Origin of the sequence: Streptomyces sp. NBC_00820, assembly GCF_036347055.1 — a bacterium.
Taxonomy (GTDB): domain Bacteria; phylum Actinomycetota; class Actinomycetes; order Streptomycetales; family Streptomycetaceae; genus Streptomyces.
Window position 1 is genome coordinate 2,619,030 of sequence record NZ_CP108882.1, and the last position, 15,479, is coordinate 2,634,508.

Here is a 15,479-nt window from a genome sequence, read left to right on the forward strand (position 1 = left end):
GAGCGTGTCTCTTGATCACGGGGGAAGAAGTGCCGGACGAGTCCAAGTTGGCGTCCCGGGCCGCGATGTCCGTGCTGGAACTGCTCGCCGAGGGGGCACCGGCCGCCCGGTTCGAGGAACTCGCGCGGACCGCGCGGCGTGAGGGCGCTCCCGCCGGCGTCCTCGCGGAACTCGACCAGGCGGTACGCCTGGCCACGCGCGTCCACTCCCGGATCGGCCACGACCGGCAGCGGGAGGCGGGTCTCGCCGCGCTCGTCGACACCGCCCACGACGTCGCCCTGGTCCACGACCCGGACGCGTTGCTGCACGAGATCACCCGGCGGGCGCGCCGGCTGCTGCATCTCGACATGGCGTACATCGGGCTGCACGAGCCGGAAGGCGGCTCGCGCGTCCGGGCCGCGGAGGGCGGGACCACGTCGAGCGCCATCGGGCTGCGGACCCGCGACGGTTTCGGCATCGGCGGTCTCGTCCGGGCGAGCGGGGCACCCGCGTGGACGCCCGACTACCTGGCCGACGCGCACATCCCGCACAGCCCGGACATCGACGCGGTGGTGCGGGCCGAGGGGCTCCAGGCTGTCCTGGCGGTGCCGCTCGGCCACGGCGGCACGGTATTCGGGACCCTCTACGGCGCCGTCCGGAAGGTGCGCCACTTCTCGCCCGACGAGATCAGCCTGATGCGCTCGCTGGGCAGCCTCGCCGCGGTCGCCGTCGAACGCACGAGGCTGCTGGAGGAGACGCGGGCCGAGGTCGCCGAACGGGAACGGGACACCTCCCGCGCCCGGAGCAGCCTGAGCGCGCAGCGTCGCGTCGAGGCCGCGTACATCCGGCTGATCGACCTGGTGCTCGGCGGCGGCGACCCCCGGACCGTGGCCGAGGCGGCGGCCGCGGAGCTGTCGGGATCACTGGTTCTCAGGGACTGCGTGGGACGCACCGTGGTCGTGACCGGTGAACCGCCGGGGCTCACCGAGGACGACCTGCTCCGCTGGACCTACGACGCCCACGCCGCGGGCTGTCCGGTGCCGATGTCCAGAAACGGCTGGATCGCGCCGGTCACCGCCGGCGGCGAGAACCTCGGTGTCCTCGTGCTGGTCCCCGACGAGCCGCTCACGGACGGTTCCGGGGTGCGCCTGCTCCAGCTCACGGCGCGGGCGGTCGCGCTGATCCTGCTGCTGCAGCGCACCATGGTCGTCGCGCACGACCAGATCCGTGACGAACTGTTCGAGGAGCTGCTCAGCGACATCCGGCCGCAGCCGCGGCAGCTGACCTCCCGGGCGCGCAGACTCGGCATCGCCGTCGACGAGCCGCATGTGCTGGTGGTCGCCCGTCCCGAGGGGGGTTCCGAGGGCAGGGCCGCCGCGTGGGCGTCGTCGTACGCCCATCGCACGTCCGGGCTGCGGAAGGTGTGCGACGGCTGTGTGACGCTGCTGCTGCCCGGCGAGGACCCGCTCGCCGCGGCGAACGCCGTCTCGGCGGAGCTCTCGCCGCTCATCGGTCATCCCGTCACGATCGGGGCGGCGGGCCCCGTTTCGGGGCCGGACCATGTGGCCCGGGCCCACCGCGAAGCGCTCGGCTGCCTGGAGGCCCTCACCGAGCTGGGCGACCTCGGTTCCGTCGCCACCCCGCAGCGCATGGGCTTCCTCGGCGTGCTGCTCTCCGAGACGCACGACGTCGACGCCTACGTCAGGTCCGTGCTCGGACCGGTGCTGGACTACGACGCCGAGCGGCTGACCGAACTCATCCGCACGCTCGACGCCTATTTCGTCTCGTCGTCCAGCCCCACCCGCGCGGCTTCGGCCCTGTACGTGCACCCCAACACCGTCTCCCGGCGGCTGGAGCGCATCACCGAACTCCTGGGAGCCGACTGGCAGGCCCCGGAGCGCGCACTGGAGATTCAGCTCGCCCTGCGCCTGCACCGCACCCGGGGCACCTTGAGGCACCGGCGGGCGCACGGAGAGACCGGGATCAGGCGGAAGAAGAAGGGAAGTGGAGAAGTGGGGCCGTGACCGGCCGGTAGGAGAGAGGCAGACGAGTCGGGCTGTACGCCGGGTTCTGTCCCGGAGGTCCTCGCGGGCCTTCCGGTGACGGCCATCCATCTAGGACCGGCGTTGCCGCCGGTCTCGTGCGGTCTACCCGCGGACTCGGGCGGGCAGCCCTCGATCGTCCGCGCAGAAACACCGGGGTGTTTCCTTTTGACCTTGCTCCGGGTGGGGTTTACCTAGCTGCCCAGGTCACCCTGGGCACTGGTGGTCTCTTACACCACCGTTTCACCCTTACCGAGGGCCGAAGCCCCCGGCGGTCTGTTTTCTGTGGCACTGTCCCGCGGGTCACCCCGGGTGGCCGTTAGCCACCACCTTGCCCTGTGGAGCCCGGACGTTCCTCGGGAAGCCCCCTAGGGGGACTCCACGCGGCCGTCCGCCCGGCTCGTCTGCCGTGTCGACCATGGTACCGGGCGCGCGGGCCGGCGTGGACCGGCGGCGGTGGCGAGGACCGAGCCGGTGAGGATCAGGGCGAAGGCGGCCAGGATTCCGGGGGTCAGGCGTTCGTGCAGGAAGAGGGCGCCCGCCGCGACCGCGACGGCCGGGTTGACGTAGGTGATGACCGTGGCCCGGGTCGGACCGGCCTCCTTGATCAGTTCCAGGAAGGCCACGAAGGCGACGGCCGTGCAGATCACTCCCAGTCCCGCCAGGGACACGAGGACGGACGCGGAGGGGACGGCGGCGGGGCGGGTGAGGACCGCCGCCGGGGCGTAGACCAGGGCCGCGAGGGTGAGGCAGGCGGCCGTCAGGTGCAGGGACGGGACCTCCTTGAGGCGGCGGGCGGCTATCAGCGGGGCGGTGGCGTAGCCGACGACCGTCACCAGCACCTCGACGAGCGAGCGCGCGTCGCCGCCGGTGAGGTGCGGGGCGGTGAGGACCGCCACTCCGCCGAGGCCGAGCGTGAGGCCCGCGAGGCGCCGCGCGCCCAGGCGTTCTCTCTCTCCCGGCTCCCCCGGCTCCCCCGGCTCCCCCGGCCGTCCCGGCACGAAGAGGCGGGAGGCCAGGACGCCGACGATCGGCACCCCCGCGATGAGCAGGCCCGCCGTCGAGCTGGACAGGTGCCGTTCAGCGTCGGTCAGGGTGAACCAGGGGCCCATGATCTCCAGCACGGCGAAGGCCAGCATGGGGCGCCAGTGGGCACGTACGGTCGCGGGCAGGCCGCCCTGGCGCAGGGCGAACGGGAGGAGCAGGACGGCGCCCAGGGCGCAGCGGGTGAACACCACCATGGGTGGGGACACCGCGTCCACCGCCACCTTGATCATCAGATAGGGGATGCCCCAGACCACTCCCATCAGGGAGAACAGGAACCAGCCGCGTGCAGTCATGGGGCGAGTCTCGGCCCGTTCAGCGGCCGGAGTCTTGAACGCTGTTGCGGTAGGCCGCCGGGGTCACCCCGAGCACGCGGCGGAACCACCGGGTCAGGTGCGCCTGGTCGGCGAAGCCGACGAGGGTGGCGACCTCTGCGGGGCGCAGTCCGGAGGCGAGCAGCGCGCGGGCCCGGGAGACCCGGTACTGGGCGAGCCAGGCGTAGGGGGGTATGCCCATCGTCGTACGGAAGGCCCGCAGCAGCTGGTAGCGGGACAGGCCGAGGTCGGCGGCGAGGGCGGCGAGGGCCGGTGGGGCGGTGAGTTCGTCGGCGAGGCGGTCGCGGGCCGTGCGGGCGATCGCGGCCGCTCCGGGGACGAGTCCGGTCACCGGTCTGGCCGTGGCGTGGCGGTGGGCCAGGGCGGTCAGCAGCCAGGGCAGGCGGGACTCGGCCTCCAGCGGGTCGGGGCAGACGCTGAGGTCGGCGTGGGCGCGGCTGAGCGCGGCGGCGAGTTCGGGGTCGTGGATGAGCGGCTCGCGGAAGTGCGGCAGGCCGCCGCCGAGGGTGCCCTCGGCGCGGAGGCCGTCCGCGAGCAGGGCCGGGTCGGCGTACAGGGCGCGGTAGGCGTAGCCGTCGGTGGGGTTGCCGGGGCCGCCGGTGTGCGTCTCGCCGGGTTCGAGGACGACGATCGTGCCGGGACCGGTGCGGATGTGGCCGCCCCGGTAGTCGATGACCTCGGAGCCGCCGACGCAGACGCCGACGGTGTACTCCTCGTGCGCGTGCGGGGCGTAGACGTGCTGCCGGAAACTCGCGGTCAGCAGGTCGAGCGGTGGCCCGCAGCGGCCCAGTCTCGCCCTGGTCCACAGTGCCTGTTCCGCCATGGCGGATCCCCCTTGTCGTACCTGTCCCGTTGCCTTGCCCCGTCGCGTTGCCTTGCCCGGCGCGTTGCCGCACACGGCGCGCTCCGCACCCGTCCCGTTGCCGCACCCGCCGCACTGGCGCACCCGTCTCGTCCGGCTGTGGGGGCAACGCCCTCGGGCCCCCTTTCCATGCCGCTTCGGGGGCCTCACACCGGGGTGAAGAGGATCTTCGAGGTGCCCGGATCCGCTCCGACGAGGCGCACGCGCAGCCGTTCGCCGAGCGGCAGGCTTTCGCCCTCGATCCGGCCGATGACGGCCGGGGTGTCCAACTGCACGGTACCGACGGTGGGTTCGTGGTCGGACAGGTCCACCACGCAGCCCTCGAAGACCTCTCCGACCCGGTCCTTGAGCAGGGCGGCCTCGATGATGTCGACGCACCCGCGCTCCACCGTGCCGGCGATCCGCGAGCCGTCGGCCATCTGCCGGGGCAGCGCGTCCAGCGCCGCGAGCACCCAGTCGGGCGTGCCCTGGCCGGCGAGGGCGGCGAGGCAGATCGCGGAGGCGTAGCGGTCGGCGAGGCGGCGCAGCGGGGCCGTGCAGTGGGTGTAGGGGGCGGCGACGGCGGCGTGCGAGGTGATCGCGGGGAGGGCGCCGTCCCGGAAGACGGTGTATCCGGCGCCGCGCAGCAGGGTCGTGCACTCCTGGAGGAACGCCGCGTGGTCGGGGCGGTGCGGGTCGAGGGTGCGGATCAGCGCCGCGTACGACATGTGGTGCGGCCAGTCGATGTGCAGGGCTGTCGCGGTACGGCGCAGCCGGGCCACGGCGCCGTCGGGGGCGGTCGGGAGCGTGCGCAGGATGCCGGTGCCGGCGGCCAGCATCAGGTCGGCGGCGGCCATTCCGGTGAGCAGGGAGAGCTGGGCGTTCCAGGCGTCGGCGGGCAGGGGCGCGCGATAGGATAGCTCGTAGGTGTGGTCCCGCGCGGTGATCTCCTGCTCGGGCACGTTGAGGGAGATGCCGCCCCGCTCGACCTCCAGCCGTTCCCGGGCACGGCCGATCTCGGCGAGCAGCGCGACCGGTTCCTCGGCCGTCCCGTCGTCGATCCGGCGCTGCGCGCCCGCGTAGTCCAGCTTGGCGCGGCTGCGGACCAGCGCGCGGCGGACGTCGGCGACCACGGTGCGGCCCTCCGCGTCCAGGTCGATCGTCCACAGCACGGCCGGCCTGGTCCGGTCCGGCAGCAGGCTCGCCGCGCCCTCGCTGAGCACGAAGGGGTGCAGCGGGACCTTCTCGTCGGGGAAGTACAGCGTGTTCACCCGCCGGTGCGCCTCCGCGTCCAGCGCGGTCCCGGGCGCGACGAACGCGCCGGCGTCGGCGATGGCGTACCGGACCCGGTACCCGGTCCCCCGCCGGGACAGATGCGTCGCCTGGTCGAGATCGGTGGTGCCCGGTGGGTCGAGCGTGAAGAAGGGGATGTCCGTGGCGTCGTACGAGGGCAGCGCCGGTGCCTTCGCCGCCCGCTCCGCCTCCTCCTGGACCTCGGCCGGAAACGCCCCCGGCACACCGAGTTCCGTGCGGAGCGCGGCGAGCGCGGCGCGGAGGGGGGCCTTGGGGGCGCCGGTCACGCGAATGTGGCGGCGGGGCATACACACGAGCGTAAGCACAAAGGCGCTCGCGCGGCGGTCGAGCGGGGTGGTCGAGCGGGGTGGTGGGGGCTACGGGGGCGATGAGGAGGGCGGGCGGCCGGGGCTGTGGGGCGGCGGGGTGCGGCGGCGGGACCCGAGGCCGGGAGGCGCAGGCGGGAGCAAGGGCAGGCGCGCGGGTGCGGGCGGAGTGCGGGCGGCGGTAAGCCGTAGGCTGGCGCCGAAGCGATGAGAAGGAGTGCCCGTGCTTGTGCTGCTGCCGCCCTCGGAAGGGAAGGCGTCCTCGGGACGGGGAGCCCCGCTGAAGCCGGAGGCGTTGTCGCTGCCGGGGCTGGCCGGGGCGCGGGAGGCGGTGCTCGGGGAGCTGTTCGAGCTGTGCGCCGGGGACCCGGGCCAGAACGAGAAGGCGCGCGAGGTGCTCGGGCTGAGCGAGGGGCTGCGCGGGGAGATCGCGAAGAACGCCGTGCTGCGCACGGCCGGGGCCCGTCCCGCCGGGGAGATCTACACCGGTGTGCTCTACGACTCCCTGGACCTGGCCTCGCTGGACACGGCGGCGAAGAGGCGCGCGGCGCGCTCGCTGCTGGTCTTCTCCGGGCTCTGGGGCGCGGTGCGGGTCACGGACCGGATCCCCTCCTACCGCTGCTCGATGGGCGTCAAGCTGCCGGGGCTGGGCGCGCTGGCCGGGCACTGGCGCACGCCGATGGCCGAGGTGATGCCCGAGGTGGCCGGTGACGGCCTCGTGCTGGACCTGCGCTCGGCGGCCTACGCGGCCGCCTGGAAGCCGAAGGGTGAGATCGCCGGGCGTACCGCGACCGTACGGGTGCTGCACGCGCCGACGCGGAAGGTCGTCAGCCACTTCAACAAGGCGACGAAGGGCCGGATCGTACGGAGCCTGCTGTCGGCCGGGACCGCGCCGAAGGACCCCGCCGAGCTGGTCGAGGCGCTGCGGGACCTCGGGTACACCGTGGAGGCCGGGGCACCGGCGGCGGGCGGGAAGGCGTGGTCGCTGGACGTGCTGGTGGACGAGGTCCACTGACGGACCACCGGCACATGTCGTGTCGTTGCAGCATGTGCAACACCCTTTGCACAGAGTGCGTCTGCTCGGCACGATGAGGGGCATGACCTCGCCGCTGCCCCCCTCCTCGGCTGCCTCCGTGCTGGATCTCGCGCCCGTCGTGCCCGTGGTCGTCGTGTCCGACGCCGCCGACGCGGCACCGCTGGCGCGGGCGCTGGTGGCGGGCGGGCTGCCCGCGATCGAGGTGACCCTCAGGACCCCGGCCGCACTGGACGCGATCCGGGCCGTCGCCGAGGAGGTACCGGACGCCGTGGTCGGGGCGGGCACGGTCATCACGCCGGAGCAGGTACGGGCGTGCGTGGCGGCGGGCGCGCGGTTCCTGGTGAGCCCCGGGTGGACGGACGCGCTGCTGGCCGCGATGCGCGGGTCGGGGGTGCCGTTCCTGCCGGGGGTGTCGACCACTTCGGAGGTGGTGGCGCTGCTGGAGCGCGGGGTGCGCGAGATGAAGTTCTTCCCGGCGCAGGCGGCGGGAGGCACCGCGTACCTGAAGTCCCTCGCTGGCCCGCTGCCGCAGGCCCGCTTCTGCCCGACGGGCGGCATCGGGCCCGCGAACGCGCCCGAGTACCTGTCCCTGCCCAACGTCGGCTGCGTGGGCGGGAGCTGGATGGTCCCGGCCGACGCGGTGGCCGCCCGGGACTGGTCCCGGATCGAGGAGCTGGCGCGGTCGGCCGCCGGGCTCAGGGACGCAGGTGGGACGTCTCGTTGAACAGCCGTACGCTCGCGTTGCCGTCCGCGTAGTACGCCACCGCCGAGAGCGACGCGGCGGACAGCTCCATGCGGAACAACGACTCGGGCGGGGCACCGAGGGCGAGGCGCAGCAGGGTCTTGATCGGGGTGACGTGCGTGACCAGCAGGACCGTACGGCCCGCGTAGGCCGAGACCAGCTTCCGCCGGGTGGCCTCGAGCCGCTCGGCCGTCTCCGCGAAGCTCTCGCCGCCGCCGGTGGGGCGGACCTCCGGGTCGGTGAGCCAGGCGGTCAGGTCGTCCGGATGGCGCTCGCGGACCTCGCCGAAGGTGAGGCCCTCCCAGGCGCCGAAGTCCGTCTCCCGCAGCCCCTCCTCGATCGCCACGTCCAGCCCGAGACGGGCGGCGACGATCCCGGCGGTCTCGCGGGTGCGGGCCAGCGGGGAGGCGACGATCTCCTGGATCGTGCCGCGCCGGGCCAGCGCCTCGGCGACCCGCCGGGCCTGCTCACGGCCGATGTCCGAGATCGAAGGATCGGTTCCGCCGCTGCCGGAGAACCGCTTCTGCGGGGTGAGGGGGGTCTCGCCGTGGCGGAGGAGGACGAACGTGGCCGGGGCACCCATGTCAGGAGCCGCACTCCAGCCCGGGGCGGAGGGAGCGGAGGCGCGCGAGGTGTCGGCGGTGGTGGAGGCGCCGGCGGTGCCAGAGGTTGCGGAGGCGTCGGGGGTGGCGACCGTGCGGGCCGCGCGGAGGTCGGCGGCGCGAGCGGGCGCCTCAGCGGACGCCGCAGCGGGCGCGTGCGCCGCGCCGGCGTCCACCTCGCCCGCCGAGCACGCGGCGGCGGCGGTGTCCGCGTCCCCGGCCGGGTGAGCCGCGTCGGCGTCCACCTCACCGCCCCGGGACGCGGCGGCGACCGCGGGCCGCGCGGATTCGGTGGTCCGGCCCTGCGCCAGAGCCTCCCGTGCCTTCGCCGCGCCCGCCGCCGCGTCCCCGGGCGGACCCGAGGGCTCCGGGACGGCGGGCGGGGTGTCCAGGGCGGCCCGGGACCGGGACGCGGACCACTGTTCGCCCTTGGTGCCCGCGTCCATCGCCTCGTTGGCGAGGCGGTCGGCGTGCTTGTTGCGCTCGCGGGGGATCCACTCGTAGGTGACGTGGCCCGGAGGGTAGACCCGGCCGGCCTCGGCGGCCAGCGGCTTCATGGCGGGGTGCTTGATCTTCCAGCGGCCCGACATCTGCTCGACGACGAGCTTGGAGTCCATGCGGACGTGGACCGGCGCGGCGGGGTCCAGGGCGTGCGCGGCACGCAGGCCCGCGAGCAGGCCCCGGTACTCGGCGACGTTGTTGGTGGCGACGCCGATGAACTCGGCCGCCTCCGCCAGGGTCTCCCCCGTCGCCGCGTCGCTCACCACGGCGCCGTACCCCGCGGGCCCCGGGTTACCCCGTGACCCGCCATCGGCCTCGACGATGAACTCCCGCACGCCCGGACCCCCTGACCGCTCCCCGCGCGTCCTACAGGCCCGACTCGGAGGTGCGCACCAGGATGCGGTGGCAGTTCTCGCAGCGCACCACGGTGTCCGGCGCCGCCTTGCGGATCTCGCTCAGCTCGGTGATCGCCAGCTCCTGGCGGCAGCCCTGGCAGGTGCGGGCGTACAGCTTGGCCGCGCCGACGCCGCCGCCCTGCTCGCGCAGCTTCTCGTACAGCTTGAGCAGGTCCGCGGGGACGGAGCCGGCGACGACCTGGCGCTCCTTGGTGACGGAGGCGGCCTCGGCGTCGACCTCGGTGAACGCGGCGTCCCGGCGGGCGGTCGCGGCGTCGATCTTCGCCTGGACGGAGCCGACCCGCTCGGTCAGCTCGCCCACGCGCTCCTGCGCGGACTCGCGGCGCTCCATGACCTCCAGGACGATCTCCTCGAGATCGCCCTGACGCTTGGCGAGGGAGACGATCTCGTGCTGGAGGCTCTCCAGGTCCTTCGGGGAGGTGATGGCGCCGGAGTCCAGGCGCTGCTGGTCGCGGGCGGCGCGCTGGCGCACCTGGTCCACGTCCTGCTCGGCCTTGGTCTGCTCGCGGGAGCAGTCGCTCTCCTCGGTCTGCGCGGCCACCAGCAGGTCGCGCAGCTGCGTGAGGTCCTTGGTCAGCGACTCGATCTCGGCGTGCTCGGGCAGGGACCTCCGCTTGTGGGCGAGCTGCTGCAGGCGGACGTCGAGGGCCTGGACGTCGAGAAGACGGATCTGGTCGGCGGGCGCGGCGTTCAGTTGGGGGCTCCCATTAGCTAATTAGTGGTGATGGAGGACGCCGCGTGGGCGGTCCAGGGGTCGGTGACCGTCTTGGAGACGTGGACCCGAAGGCCCCATCCGTGACGGTCGGAGATCTCGTCGAGCTGGGCTGCGGCCAGCTCGCACCAGGGCCACTCGGTGGCCCAGTGCGCCGCGTCGAGCAGCGCGAGAGGAGTTTGCGCGATGGCGTCGGAGGCCGGGTGGTGGCGCAGGTCGGCGGTGAGGAAGGCGTCCACGCCCGCCGCCCGGACGTGGTCGAAGAGGCTGTCGCCGGAGCCGCCGCTGACGGCGACCGTACGGACGACGGCCTCGGGGTCGCCCGCCACCCGGATGCCCTGCGCGGTGGCCGGCAGCCGCTCGGCGGCCCGGGCGGCCAGCTCGCGCACGGTCAGCGGGTGGTCGAGTTCACAGACGCGGCCGAGGCCCCGGCGGCCCGCCGGATCGGTGGGGTCCGGCACGAGGGGGCGTACGACCCGCAGGTCCAGCGCGCCGGCGAGCGCGTCGGAGACACCCGGGTCGGCCTTGTCGGCGTTGGTGTGGGCCACGTGCAGGGCGATGTCGTTCTTGATCAGCGTGTGTACGACCCGGCCCTTGAAGGTGGACGCCGCGACCGTGGTCGTGCCGCGCAGGTAGAGCGGGTGGTGGGTGACCACCAGGTCCGCGCCGAGCTTCACCGCCTCGTCGACGATCTCCTGGACGGGGTCGACGGCGAACAGGACGCGGGTGACCTCCTGGTCGGGGTCGCCCACGACCGTGCCGACGGCGTCCCAGGACTCGGCCCGCTCGGCGGGCCACAGGGCGTCCAGCGCGGCGATGACTTCAGACAGACGGGGCACGGGGAAAGGCTACCTGGCTGATCTGCCGGGCCGTACCGCATCCGCTTCACCCGGCCCCGCTCAGCACATACGCCCCGGTCCCCTCAGAGGAATCGCTTCTGCGCCACCCGTATGTGTGAAGCGATGGCCTGGCGGCCCCCCGCCTGTGCGTACGAAAACTAGCTTCGTCGCCGGAGGTGACCGAACGATGACGGCCTGTGCGATCGAAACCCCGTCGACCGGGGCGTCCGGCGAGGACGACCCCGAGTCCGGGACCGGGGACGGACCCGAGCCCGGGACGAGGTGTGCCATCACGGCGGACGGCGCCTACGCGGCCCGCCTCGCGCTGGACGGCGAGTCCTGGTTCCCGGAGCGCTGGACGCTGGACACACCGGAGTCGTACGCGGTGCCGCTGCCCGGCGACCAGCCGGAGGAGCCCGGCACCCAGGTGCAGCCGATGGGCGACGGGCGGGTGCTGATCCACCGCCTGGTGGAACGGCGGCACGCCTTCTCCCTGCTGTACCCGACCGGCCCCGGCACCGGCGAGCTGCCGCTGGGCGCGGTGGAGTGCCCGGAGCCCGGCACCCGGCTCACGCTCCTGCCGCCGGCACCGGGCGGCACGCGGGCCTACGCCCTCGCCGTCGGCACCCGGTCCACGGCCGTCTGGCTCGTGGCGGGCGGCGCCTTCGGGCCCGAGCACCTGGCCGAGGTCCCGGGCCGCTGCTCCGGCGGGGTCTGGCTGGACGGCACCGGACGGATGCTGGCCCTGGACCGGGAGCTGGGCGGGCCGACGAAGACGGTCGTGGTGGATCTGGAGCGCGCCGGCGAGATCTCGCCCCTGCTCCAGATCGCGGCGGACAGCGACGACAGGCTCCTGCTCGCGGACCCCGACAGCGGCCTGCTGGTGATCTCCTCGGACGCACCCTCCCCCGGGCAGGAACGATTGGGCTGGGGCGTCATGGGCAGCACCCTGCCGGTCCGCTTCCCGGAGTGCCTGCGCCTGCCGGACTGCGTGGTGACGCCCTTCGCGATCCAGCCCGGGCAGGTGCTGATGCCGGAGAACTGCGCGGTGGCCCTGCGCATCGACGGCCCGTTCGGCAGCTGGATCGGCACCTGGCGCCCGTCCGAACGGCAGGTACGTCATCTCGCCGCGCCCGAGGGCTGGCTGGCGGGAGCCGGGCTGTGGACCCGGGAGGGGGTGCTGCGGCTGCCCTGCGCCACGGAGGAGAACCCGTGCGGCGTGGCGGAGTTGACGGTGCCCCGGGGGGAGACGGGGGGACCGGAAGGACCGGGGGAACCGGCTGCTGCCGAGGAGCGGCCGACGGGCACCGGGGAGCCGGGGCGCACGAACGCCATGGGCGGTACCGCCCTCACGGCTTCCGGCGAGACGGGGGAACCGGGTGGGCCGGAGGGTCCGGAGGGTCCGGAGGGTCCGGAGGGTCCGGAGGGTCCGGAGGGTCCTGGGGACGTCGATCCGCAGGGTCGAGGGGATGTCGATCCGGAGGGTCGGGGGGACGCCGGGCCGCAGGCTTGGGAGGACGCCGGGCCGGAGTGGCCGGGCTGGGACGGCCCGGCTGCCGGGGGTGCCGAGGCGCCCGGAGAACCGGCGGAACCAGGCCCTCCGGAGCAGGTGGCGGCACGTCCCGTGCCCTTGCAGCAGGCCCCCCTGGGACGTCTTGTAACGAAGTAGTGCCGGTTGGCGTGTGCGCCTGGATTCGGCCCGTGGTGTGCCGGTTAGACTCGCCCGGCTGTAAGAGATCATGTTTGACGGGGTGAATTCTTCCGATGAGCGACACCAGCACGACACAGCCGCTGTCTGCCGACTCTCAGGAGGCGGCCGGCCATGGCCGGCATCGGGGCTCGGTAGCGTCCCAGGACGGTGAGTCCGCTCCGCGCGGGCGTCACCGCAAGCCGGCCGAGGAGACCACCGAAGTGGCTGCCTGATTGGCAAAGAACAGAAGGGGGTTGTCCGTCGTAACGACGGGCAGCCCCCTTCCGTCGTCTCAGGTGTGCCGCACGGTCGTGTCGGTGAGTACCGGCGCGTCCGACCGCTCGACCGCGCTCACCATGACCCTCACCCGCCCCTCCCCACGCCACATGCGGATACGCAGCGTCTCCCCCGGGTACACCACTGCGGCGAAGCGCGTGTCGTAGCGGCGGACCCGGGTCACATCGCCGCCCAGCAGTGTGTCCACGACCGCCTTGAGGGTGATTCCGTAGGTGCACAGTCCGTGCAGGACGGGTCTGTCGAACCCGGCGCGGCGGGCGAACGCGGGGTCGGCGTGCAGGGGGTTGGAGTCGCCGGAGAGACGGTAGAGCAGGGCCTGGTCGGGCCGGACGGGCCGGACGACGGTCAGGTCGGGCTCTTCGGCGGGCGGCGCGGCGAGCGGGCCCCCGCCCGGGCCGCGCCGGGAGTGCGCAAGGGCGGAGGGGCCCCGGTCACCGCCCCAGCCGCCTTCGCCGCGCACGAAGATCTGCGCCTCCTCGCTCCACAACGGACCGTCGGCGTCGGCCACTTCGGTACGCATGACAAGGAGGGCGGCCGTCCCCTTGTCGTACACGGCGGCGATCCGGCCGGTGGCGACGGCCGTGCCCTCGGCCGGGATCGGGCGGTGGACGCGCAGACTCTGGCCGCCGTGCAGGACGTCGGCCAGGTCGACGGCGACACCGGGCATGGACAGGCCGCGGATCACCCCGGGCGGGCCGCCGCCCGCGACGGTGGCGAAGCTCGGCAGGACGTGCAGCCGGGACTCCAGGGTGTAGCGCAGTTCGCCGGGATCGGTGGCGGGGTTCTCCCGGTCCGGGTTCGTGCCGGCGCCGATGCCGAGGTGGTAGAGCCGGACGTCCTTGGCGGTCCAGCGGATCTCATCGGTCCGGGGCTCGGCGGCTGCCGCCACGGCTGCGTCGATGGGCATGGGATCGAGTCTCCTGACGGATCGTTCGGTGCGCCGACGGACCGGCCCGGCGCCCACCCCACCCGGCGCCGCCGCACGACCCGGCGCACCCCGGGCCAGGGACACTCGCGGCCTCCCCTCCCTATCCTCCCCCTCCCCTCCCTCTCCGCCCCTGAGTGCGGATCACGGCGTCGGCAGTGACATTTGTACTGCCGGGGTCCGTACTTCCGCACCTGCCGCGAACCGGGCCCGAGTTCTAGCCTCGAAGGCATGACACAGACGCACAGCGCCGTGTCCTTCACGGGGGCGGTCAAGACGTACGGCGCCGTCCGCGCCGTGGACGGCATCGATCTGGACATCACGAGCGGCGAGACCGTGGCCCTGCTGGGCCGCAACGGCGCCGGCAAGTCCACCGCACTGGCCCTGCTGCTCGGCCTGCTCCCGCCCGACGCCGGGTCGGTGCACCTGTTCGGTGCCGGGCCGGAGCGGGCGGTGCGGGCGGGCCGGGTGGGGGCGATGCTGCAGGACGCCCGGCCGGTGCCCCGGGTGACGGTGGGCGAGCTGGTCGGTTTCGTCGCCTCCTGCTATCCGGCGCCGATGCCGATGGCACGCGCCCTGGAGCTGGCGGGGATCGCCGACCTGGCCGGGCGGCGGGTGGACCGGCTGTCCGGCGGGCAGGTCCAGCGGGTACGGTTCGCGGTCGCCCTGGCCGGCGACCCCGACCTGCTGGTGCTGGACGAGCCGACGGCGGCACTGGACGTGGAGGCCCGGCACGCCTTCTGGGACTCGATGCGTTCCTACGCGCGGCGCGGGCACACCGTCCTGTTCTCCACCCACTACCTGGAGGAGGCGGACGCGTACGCCGACCGGATCGTGGTCATCGACCGCGGGCGGATCGTCGCCGACGGCACCGGCGACGATCTGCGCCGCGCGGCCGGCGGCAGTCTCGTCGCCGTCGAACTGGCCGGCCGCGACCCGGAGGGGCTGGCCCTGCTGCCCGGCGTCCGGTCGGTGGAGGTGCGCGGGAGCCGGGCGCGGCTGCGCACCGACGACTCCGACGCGACGGTGATCGCCCTGGCCGAACTCGGCGCCGTCCGGGGCCTGGAGGTGGCTCCGGCGTCGCTGGACGACGCCTTCCTCGCCCTCACTTCCCGCGAGCGCGACCTGGAGGTGGCGTGATGCTCGGCTATGTGCGTCTGGAGGTCCGTCGTACCCTGCGCGACACGGGCTTCATGATCGGCGGTATCGCGATGCCGGTGATGATGTATCTGCTGTTCACCAACCTCGGCGAGAACGAAGGCAGTTGGAAGACGCTCTCGATGGTCGGCATGGCCGCCTACGGCGCGGTCGGGTCGGCGCTGAACACCGGTGGCGCCGTCGCCGAGGACCGGGCGACCGGCTGGCTGCGGCAGCTGCGGGTGACACCGATGACGCCGCGCGAGGTGGTCATCGGGCGGGCGCTGACCGGCGCGGTGACCGTGCTGCCGGCGATCGTCGCGGTGCTCGTGGCGGGCGGTCTGGTCAACGGGGTGCGGCTGGCGGCCTGGCAGTGGGCCGCCATCACGCTTGTGCTGTGGCTCGGTTCGCTGCCCTTCACACTGCTGGGCCTCGGCAACGGCTACCGGCTGACCGGCCCCGCCACGGGCGTGGTCAACATGGTGTGCAACCTCGGACTCGCGGTGCTGGGCGGACTGTGGTTCCCCGTCAGTCTGTTCCCGCACTGGCTGCGCACCCTGTCCGGATACACCCCCACCCACCGGTTCGCCCAGCTCGGAACCGCGGTCGCGCAGGGGCACACACCGGCTCTCGGTGCCATCATCGTGCTGGCCGCCTGGCTGCTGGCATTCGGTGCGTACGCCGTGCTGTCGTACCGCCGCCGGGCGGGGACCGTCTGACCG

General features: G+C 74.0%; 12 protein-coding genes, 1 other RNA gene and 1 pseudogene. 6 read left to right on the top strand and 8 right to left on the bottom strand.

Going from position 1 to position 15,479, the window contains the following annotated elements; all coding sequences use genetic code 11:
* The first annotated feature begins 11 nt into the window (after positions 1–11).
* Positions 12–2,003: a helix-turn-helix domain-containing protein gene (locus OIB37_RS11965; protein WP_330457561.1), complete on the top strand. Its 1,992-nt coding sequence runs from the start codon at positions 12–14 to the stop codon at positions 2,001–2,003.
* Positions 2,004–2,022: 19 nt separating this feature from the next.
* Here OIB37_RS11965 and rnpB read toward each other — a convergent pair.
* From rnpB to OIB37_RS11980, 4 genes and pseudogenes are all read right to left on the bottom strand, one after another.
* Positions 2,023–2,424, bottom strand: an RNA gene (rnpB, locus tag OIB37_RS11970) — RNase P RNA component class A.
* Between the two features lie 115 nt (positions 2,425–2,539).
* Positions 2,540–3,361 (bottom strand): annotated as a pseudogene (locus tag OIB37_RS36290) (DMT family transporter); the annotation flags it as partial.
* Positions 3,362–3,380: 19 nt separating this feature from the next.
* Entirely contained in the window at positions 3,381–4,223 is an 843-nt protein-coding gene (locus tag OIB37_RS11975) for an AraC family transcriptional regulator (protein ID WP_330457562.1), read from the bottom strand.
* A gap of 185 nt (positions 4,224–4,408) precedes the next feature.
* Entirely contained in the window at positions 4,409–5,842 is a 1,434-nt protein-coding gene (locus OIB37_RS11980; protein WP_330457563.1) for an RNB domain-containing ribonuclease, read from the bottom strand.
* Positions 5,843–6,083: 241 nt separating this feature from the next.
* Here OIB37_RS11980 and yaaA point away from each other — a divergent pair, with 241 nt between their 5' ends.
* Both yaaA and eda read left to right on the top strand, forming a co-directional pair.
* Positions 6,084–6,875, top strand: a complete 792-nt coding sequence (yaaA, locus tag OIB37_RS11985) for a peroxide stress protein YaaA (RefSeq protein ID WP_330457564.1) — start codon at positions 6,084–6,086, stop codon at positions 6,873–6,875.
* A gap of 82 nt (positions 6,876–6,957) precedes the next feature.
* On the top strand, positions 6,958–7,620 hold the full coding sequence (eda, locus tag OIB37_RS11990) for a bifunctional 4-hydroxy-2-oxoglutarate aldolase/2-dehydro-3-deoxy-phosphogluconate aldolase (RefSeq protein ID WP_330457565.1): 663 nt from the start codon (positions 6,958–6,960) through the stop codon (positions 7,618–7,620).
* On the opposite strand, the gene OIB37_RS11995 is transcribed toward eda, so the two are convergent.
* The 3 genes from OIB37_RS11995 to OIB37_RS12005 are packed head-to-tail and all read right to left on the bottom strand — an operon-like array spanning position 7,592 to position 10,708.
* Positions 7,592–9,076 (bottom strand): bifunctional RNase H/acid phosphatase, encoded by a 1,485-nt coding sequence (locus OIB37_RS11995; protein ID WP_330457566.1) that lies wholly within the window; start codon positions 9,074–9,076, stop codon positions 7,592–7,594. The two genes, eda and OIB37_RS11995, sit on opposite strands and share 29 nt — an antisense overlap.
* A 31-nt stretch (positions 9,077–9,107) precedes the next feature.
* Positions 9,108–9,851 (bottom strand): zinc ribbon domain-containing protein, encoded by a 744-nt coding sequence (locus OIB37_RS12000; RefSeq protein ID WP_330461822.1) that lies wholly within the window; start codon positions 9,849–9,851, stop codon positions 9,108–9,110.
* A 17-nt stretch (positions 9,852–9,868) separates the two neighbouring features.
* The gene (locus tag OIB37_RS12005; protein WP_330457567.1) at positions 9,869–10,708 is read right to left on the bottom strand and encodes a Nif3-like dinuclear metal center hexameric protein; all 840 of its coding nucleotides are present in this window, start codon (positions 10,706–10,708) and stop codon (positions 9,869–9,871) included.
* Between the two features lie 187 nt (positions 10,709–10,895).
* Between OIB37_RS12005 and OIB37_RS12010 the strand changes: the two genes are divergently transcribed.
* Positions 10,896–12,377, top strand: coding sequence for a hypothetical protein (locus tag OIB37_RS12010; RefSeq protein ID WP_330457568.1), 1,482 nt, complete (start codon positions 10,896–10,898; stop codon positions 12,375–12,377).
* A gap of 313 nt (positions 12,378–12,690) precedes the next feature.
* On the opposite strand, the gene OIB37_RS12015 is transcribed toward OIB37_RS12010, so the two are convergent.
* The gene (locus OIB37_RS12015; RefSeq protein WP_330457569.1) at positions 12,691–13,602 is read right to left on the bottom strand and encodes a MaoC/PaaZ C-terminal domain-containing protein; all 912 of its coding nucleotides are present in this window, start codon (positions 13,600–13,602) and stop codon (positions 12,691–12,693) included.
* Between the two features lie 249 nt (positions 13,603–13,851).
* On the opposite strand from OIB37_RS12015, the gene OIB37_RS12020 reads away from it, so the two are divergent.
* Together OIB37_RS12020 and OIB37_RS12025 are read left to right on the top strand one after the other, a co-directional pair.
* Complete coding sequence (locus OIB37_RS12020; protein ID WP_330457570.1) at positions 13,852–14,760, top strand: ABC transporter ATP-binding protein; 909 nt, start codon at positions 13,852–13,854, stop codon at positions 14,758–14,760.
* On the top strand, positions 14,760–15,476 hold the full coding sequence (locus tag OIB37_RS12025; RefSeq protein ID WP_330457571.1) for an ABC transporter permease: 717 nt from the start codon (positions 14,760–14,762) through the stop codon (positions 15,474–15,476). Before OIB37_RS12020 ends, OIB37_RS12025 begins: the two co-directional genes overlap by 1 nt.
* Positions 15,477–15,479: the final 3 nt, after the last annotated feature.

What these genes read in the sequence shown, in the direction of transcription:
- OIB37_RS11975 (WP_330457562.1), bottom strand. Translation starts at nt 4,223, where the DNA reads ATGGCGGAACAGGCACTGTGGACCAGGGCGAGACTGGGCCGCTGCGGG.
- OIB37_RS11980 (WP_330457563.1), bottom strand. Translation starts at nt 5,842, where the DNA reads ATGCCCCGCCGCCACATTCGCGTGACCGGCGCCCCCAAGGCCCCCCTC.
- eda (WP_330457565.1), top strand. Translation starts at nt 6,958, where the DNA reads ATGACCTCGCCGCTGCCCCCCTCCTCGGCTGCCTCCGTGCTGGATCTC.
- OIB37_RS12010 (WP_330457568.1), top strand. Translation starts at nt 10,896, where the DNA reads ATGACGGCCTGTGCGATCGAAACCCCGTCGACCGGGGCGTCCGGCGAG.
- OIB37_RS12015 (WP_330457569.1), bottom strand. Translation starts at nt 13,602, where the DNA reads ATGCCCATCGACGCAGCCGTGGCGGCAGCCGCCGAGCCCCGGACCGAT.
- OIB37_RS12020 (WP_330457570.1), top strand. Translation starts at nt 13,852, where the DNA reads ATGACACAGACGCACAGCGCCGTGTCCTTCACGGGGGCGGTCAAGACG.
- OIB37_RS12025 (WP_330457571.1), top strand. Translation starts at nt 14,760, where the DNA reads ATGCTCGGCTATGTGCGTCTGGAGGTCCGTCGTACCCTGCGCGACACG.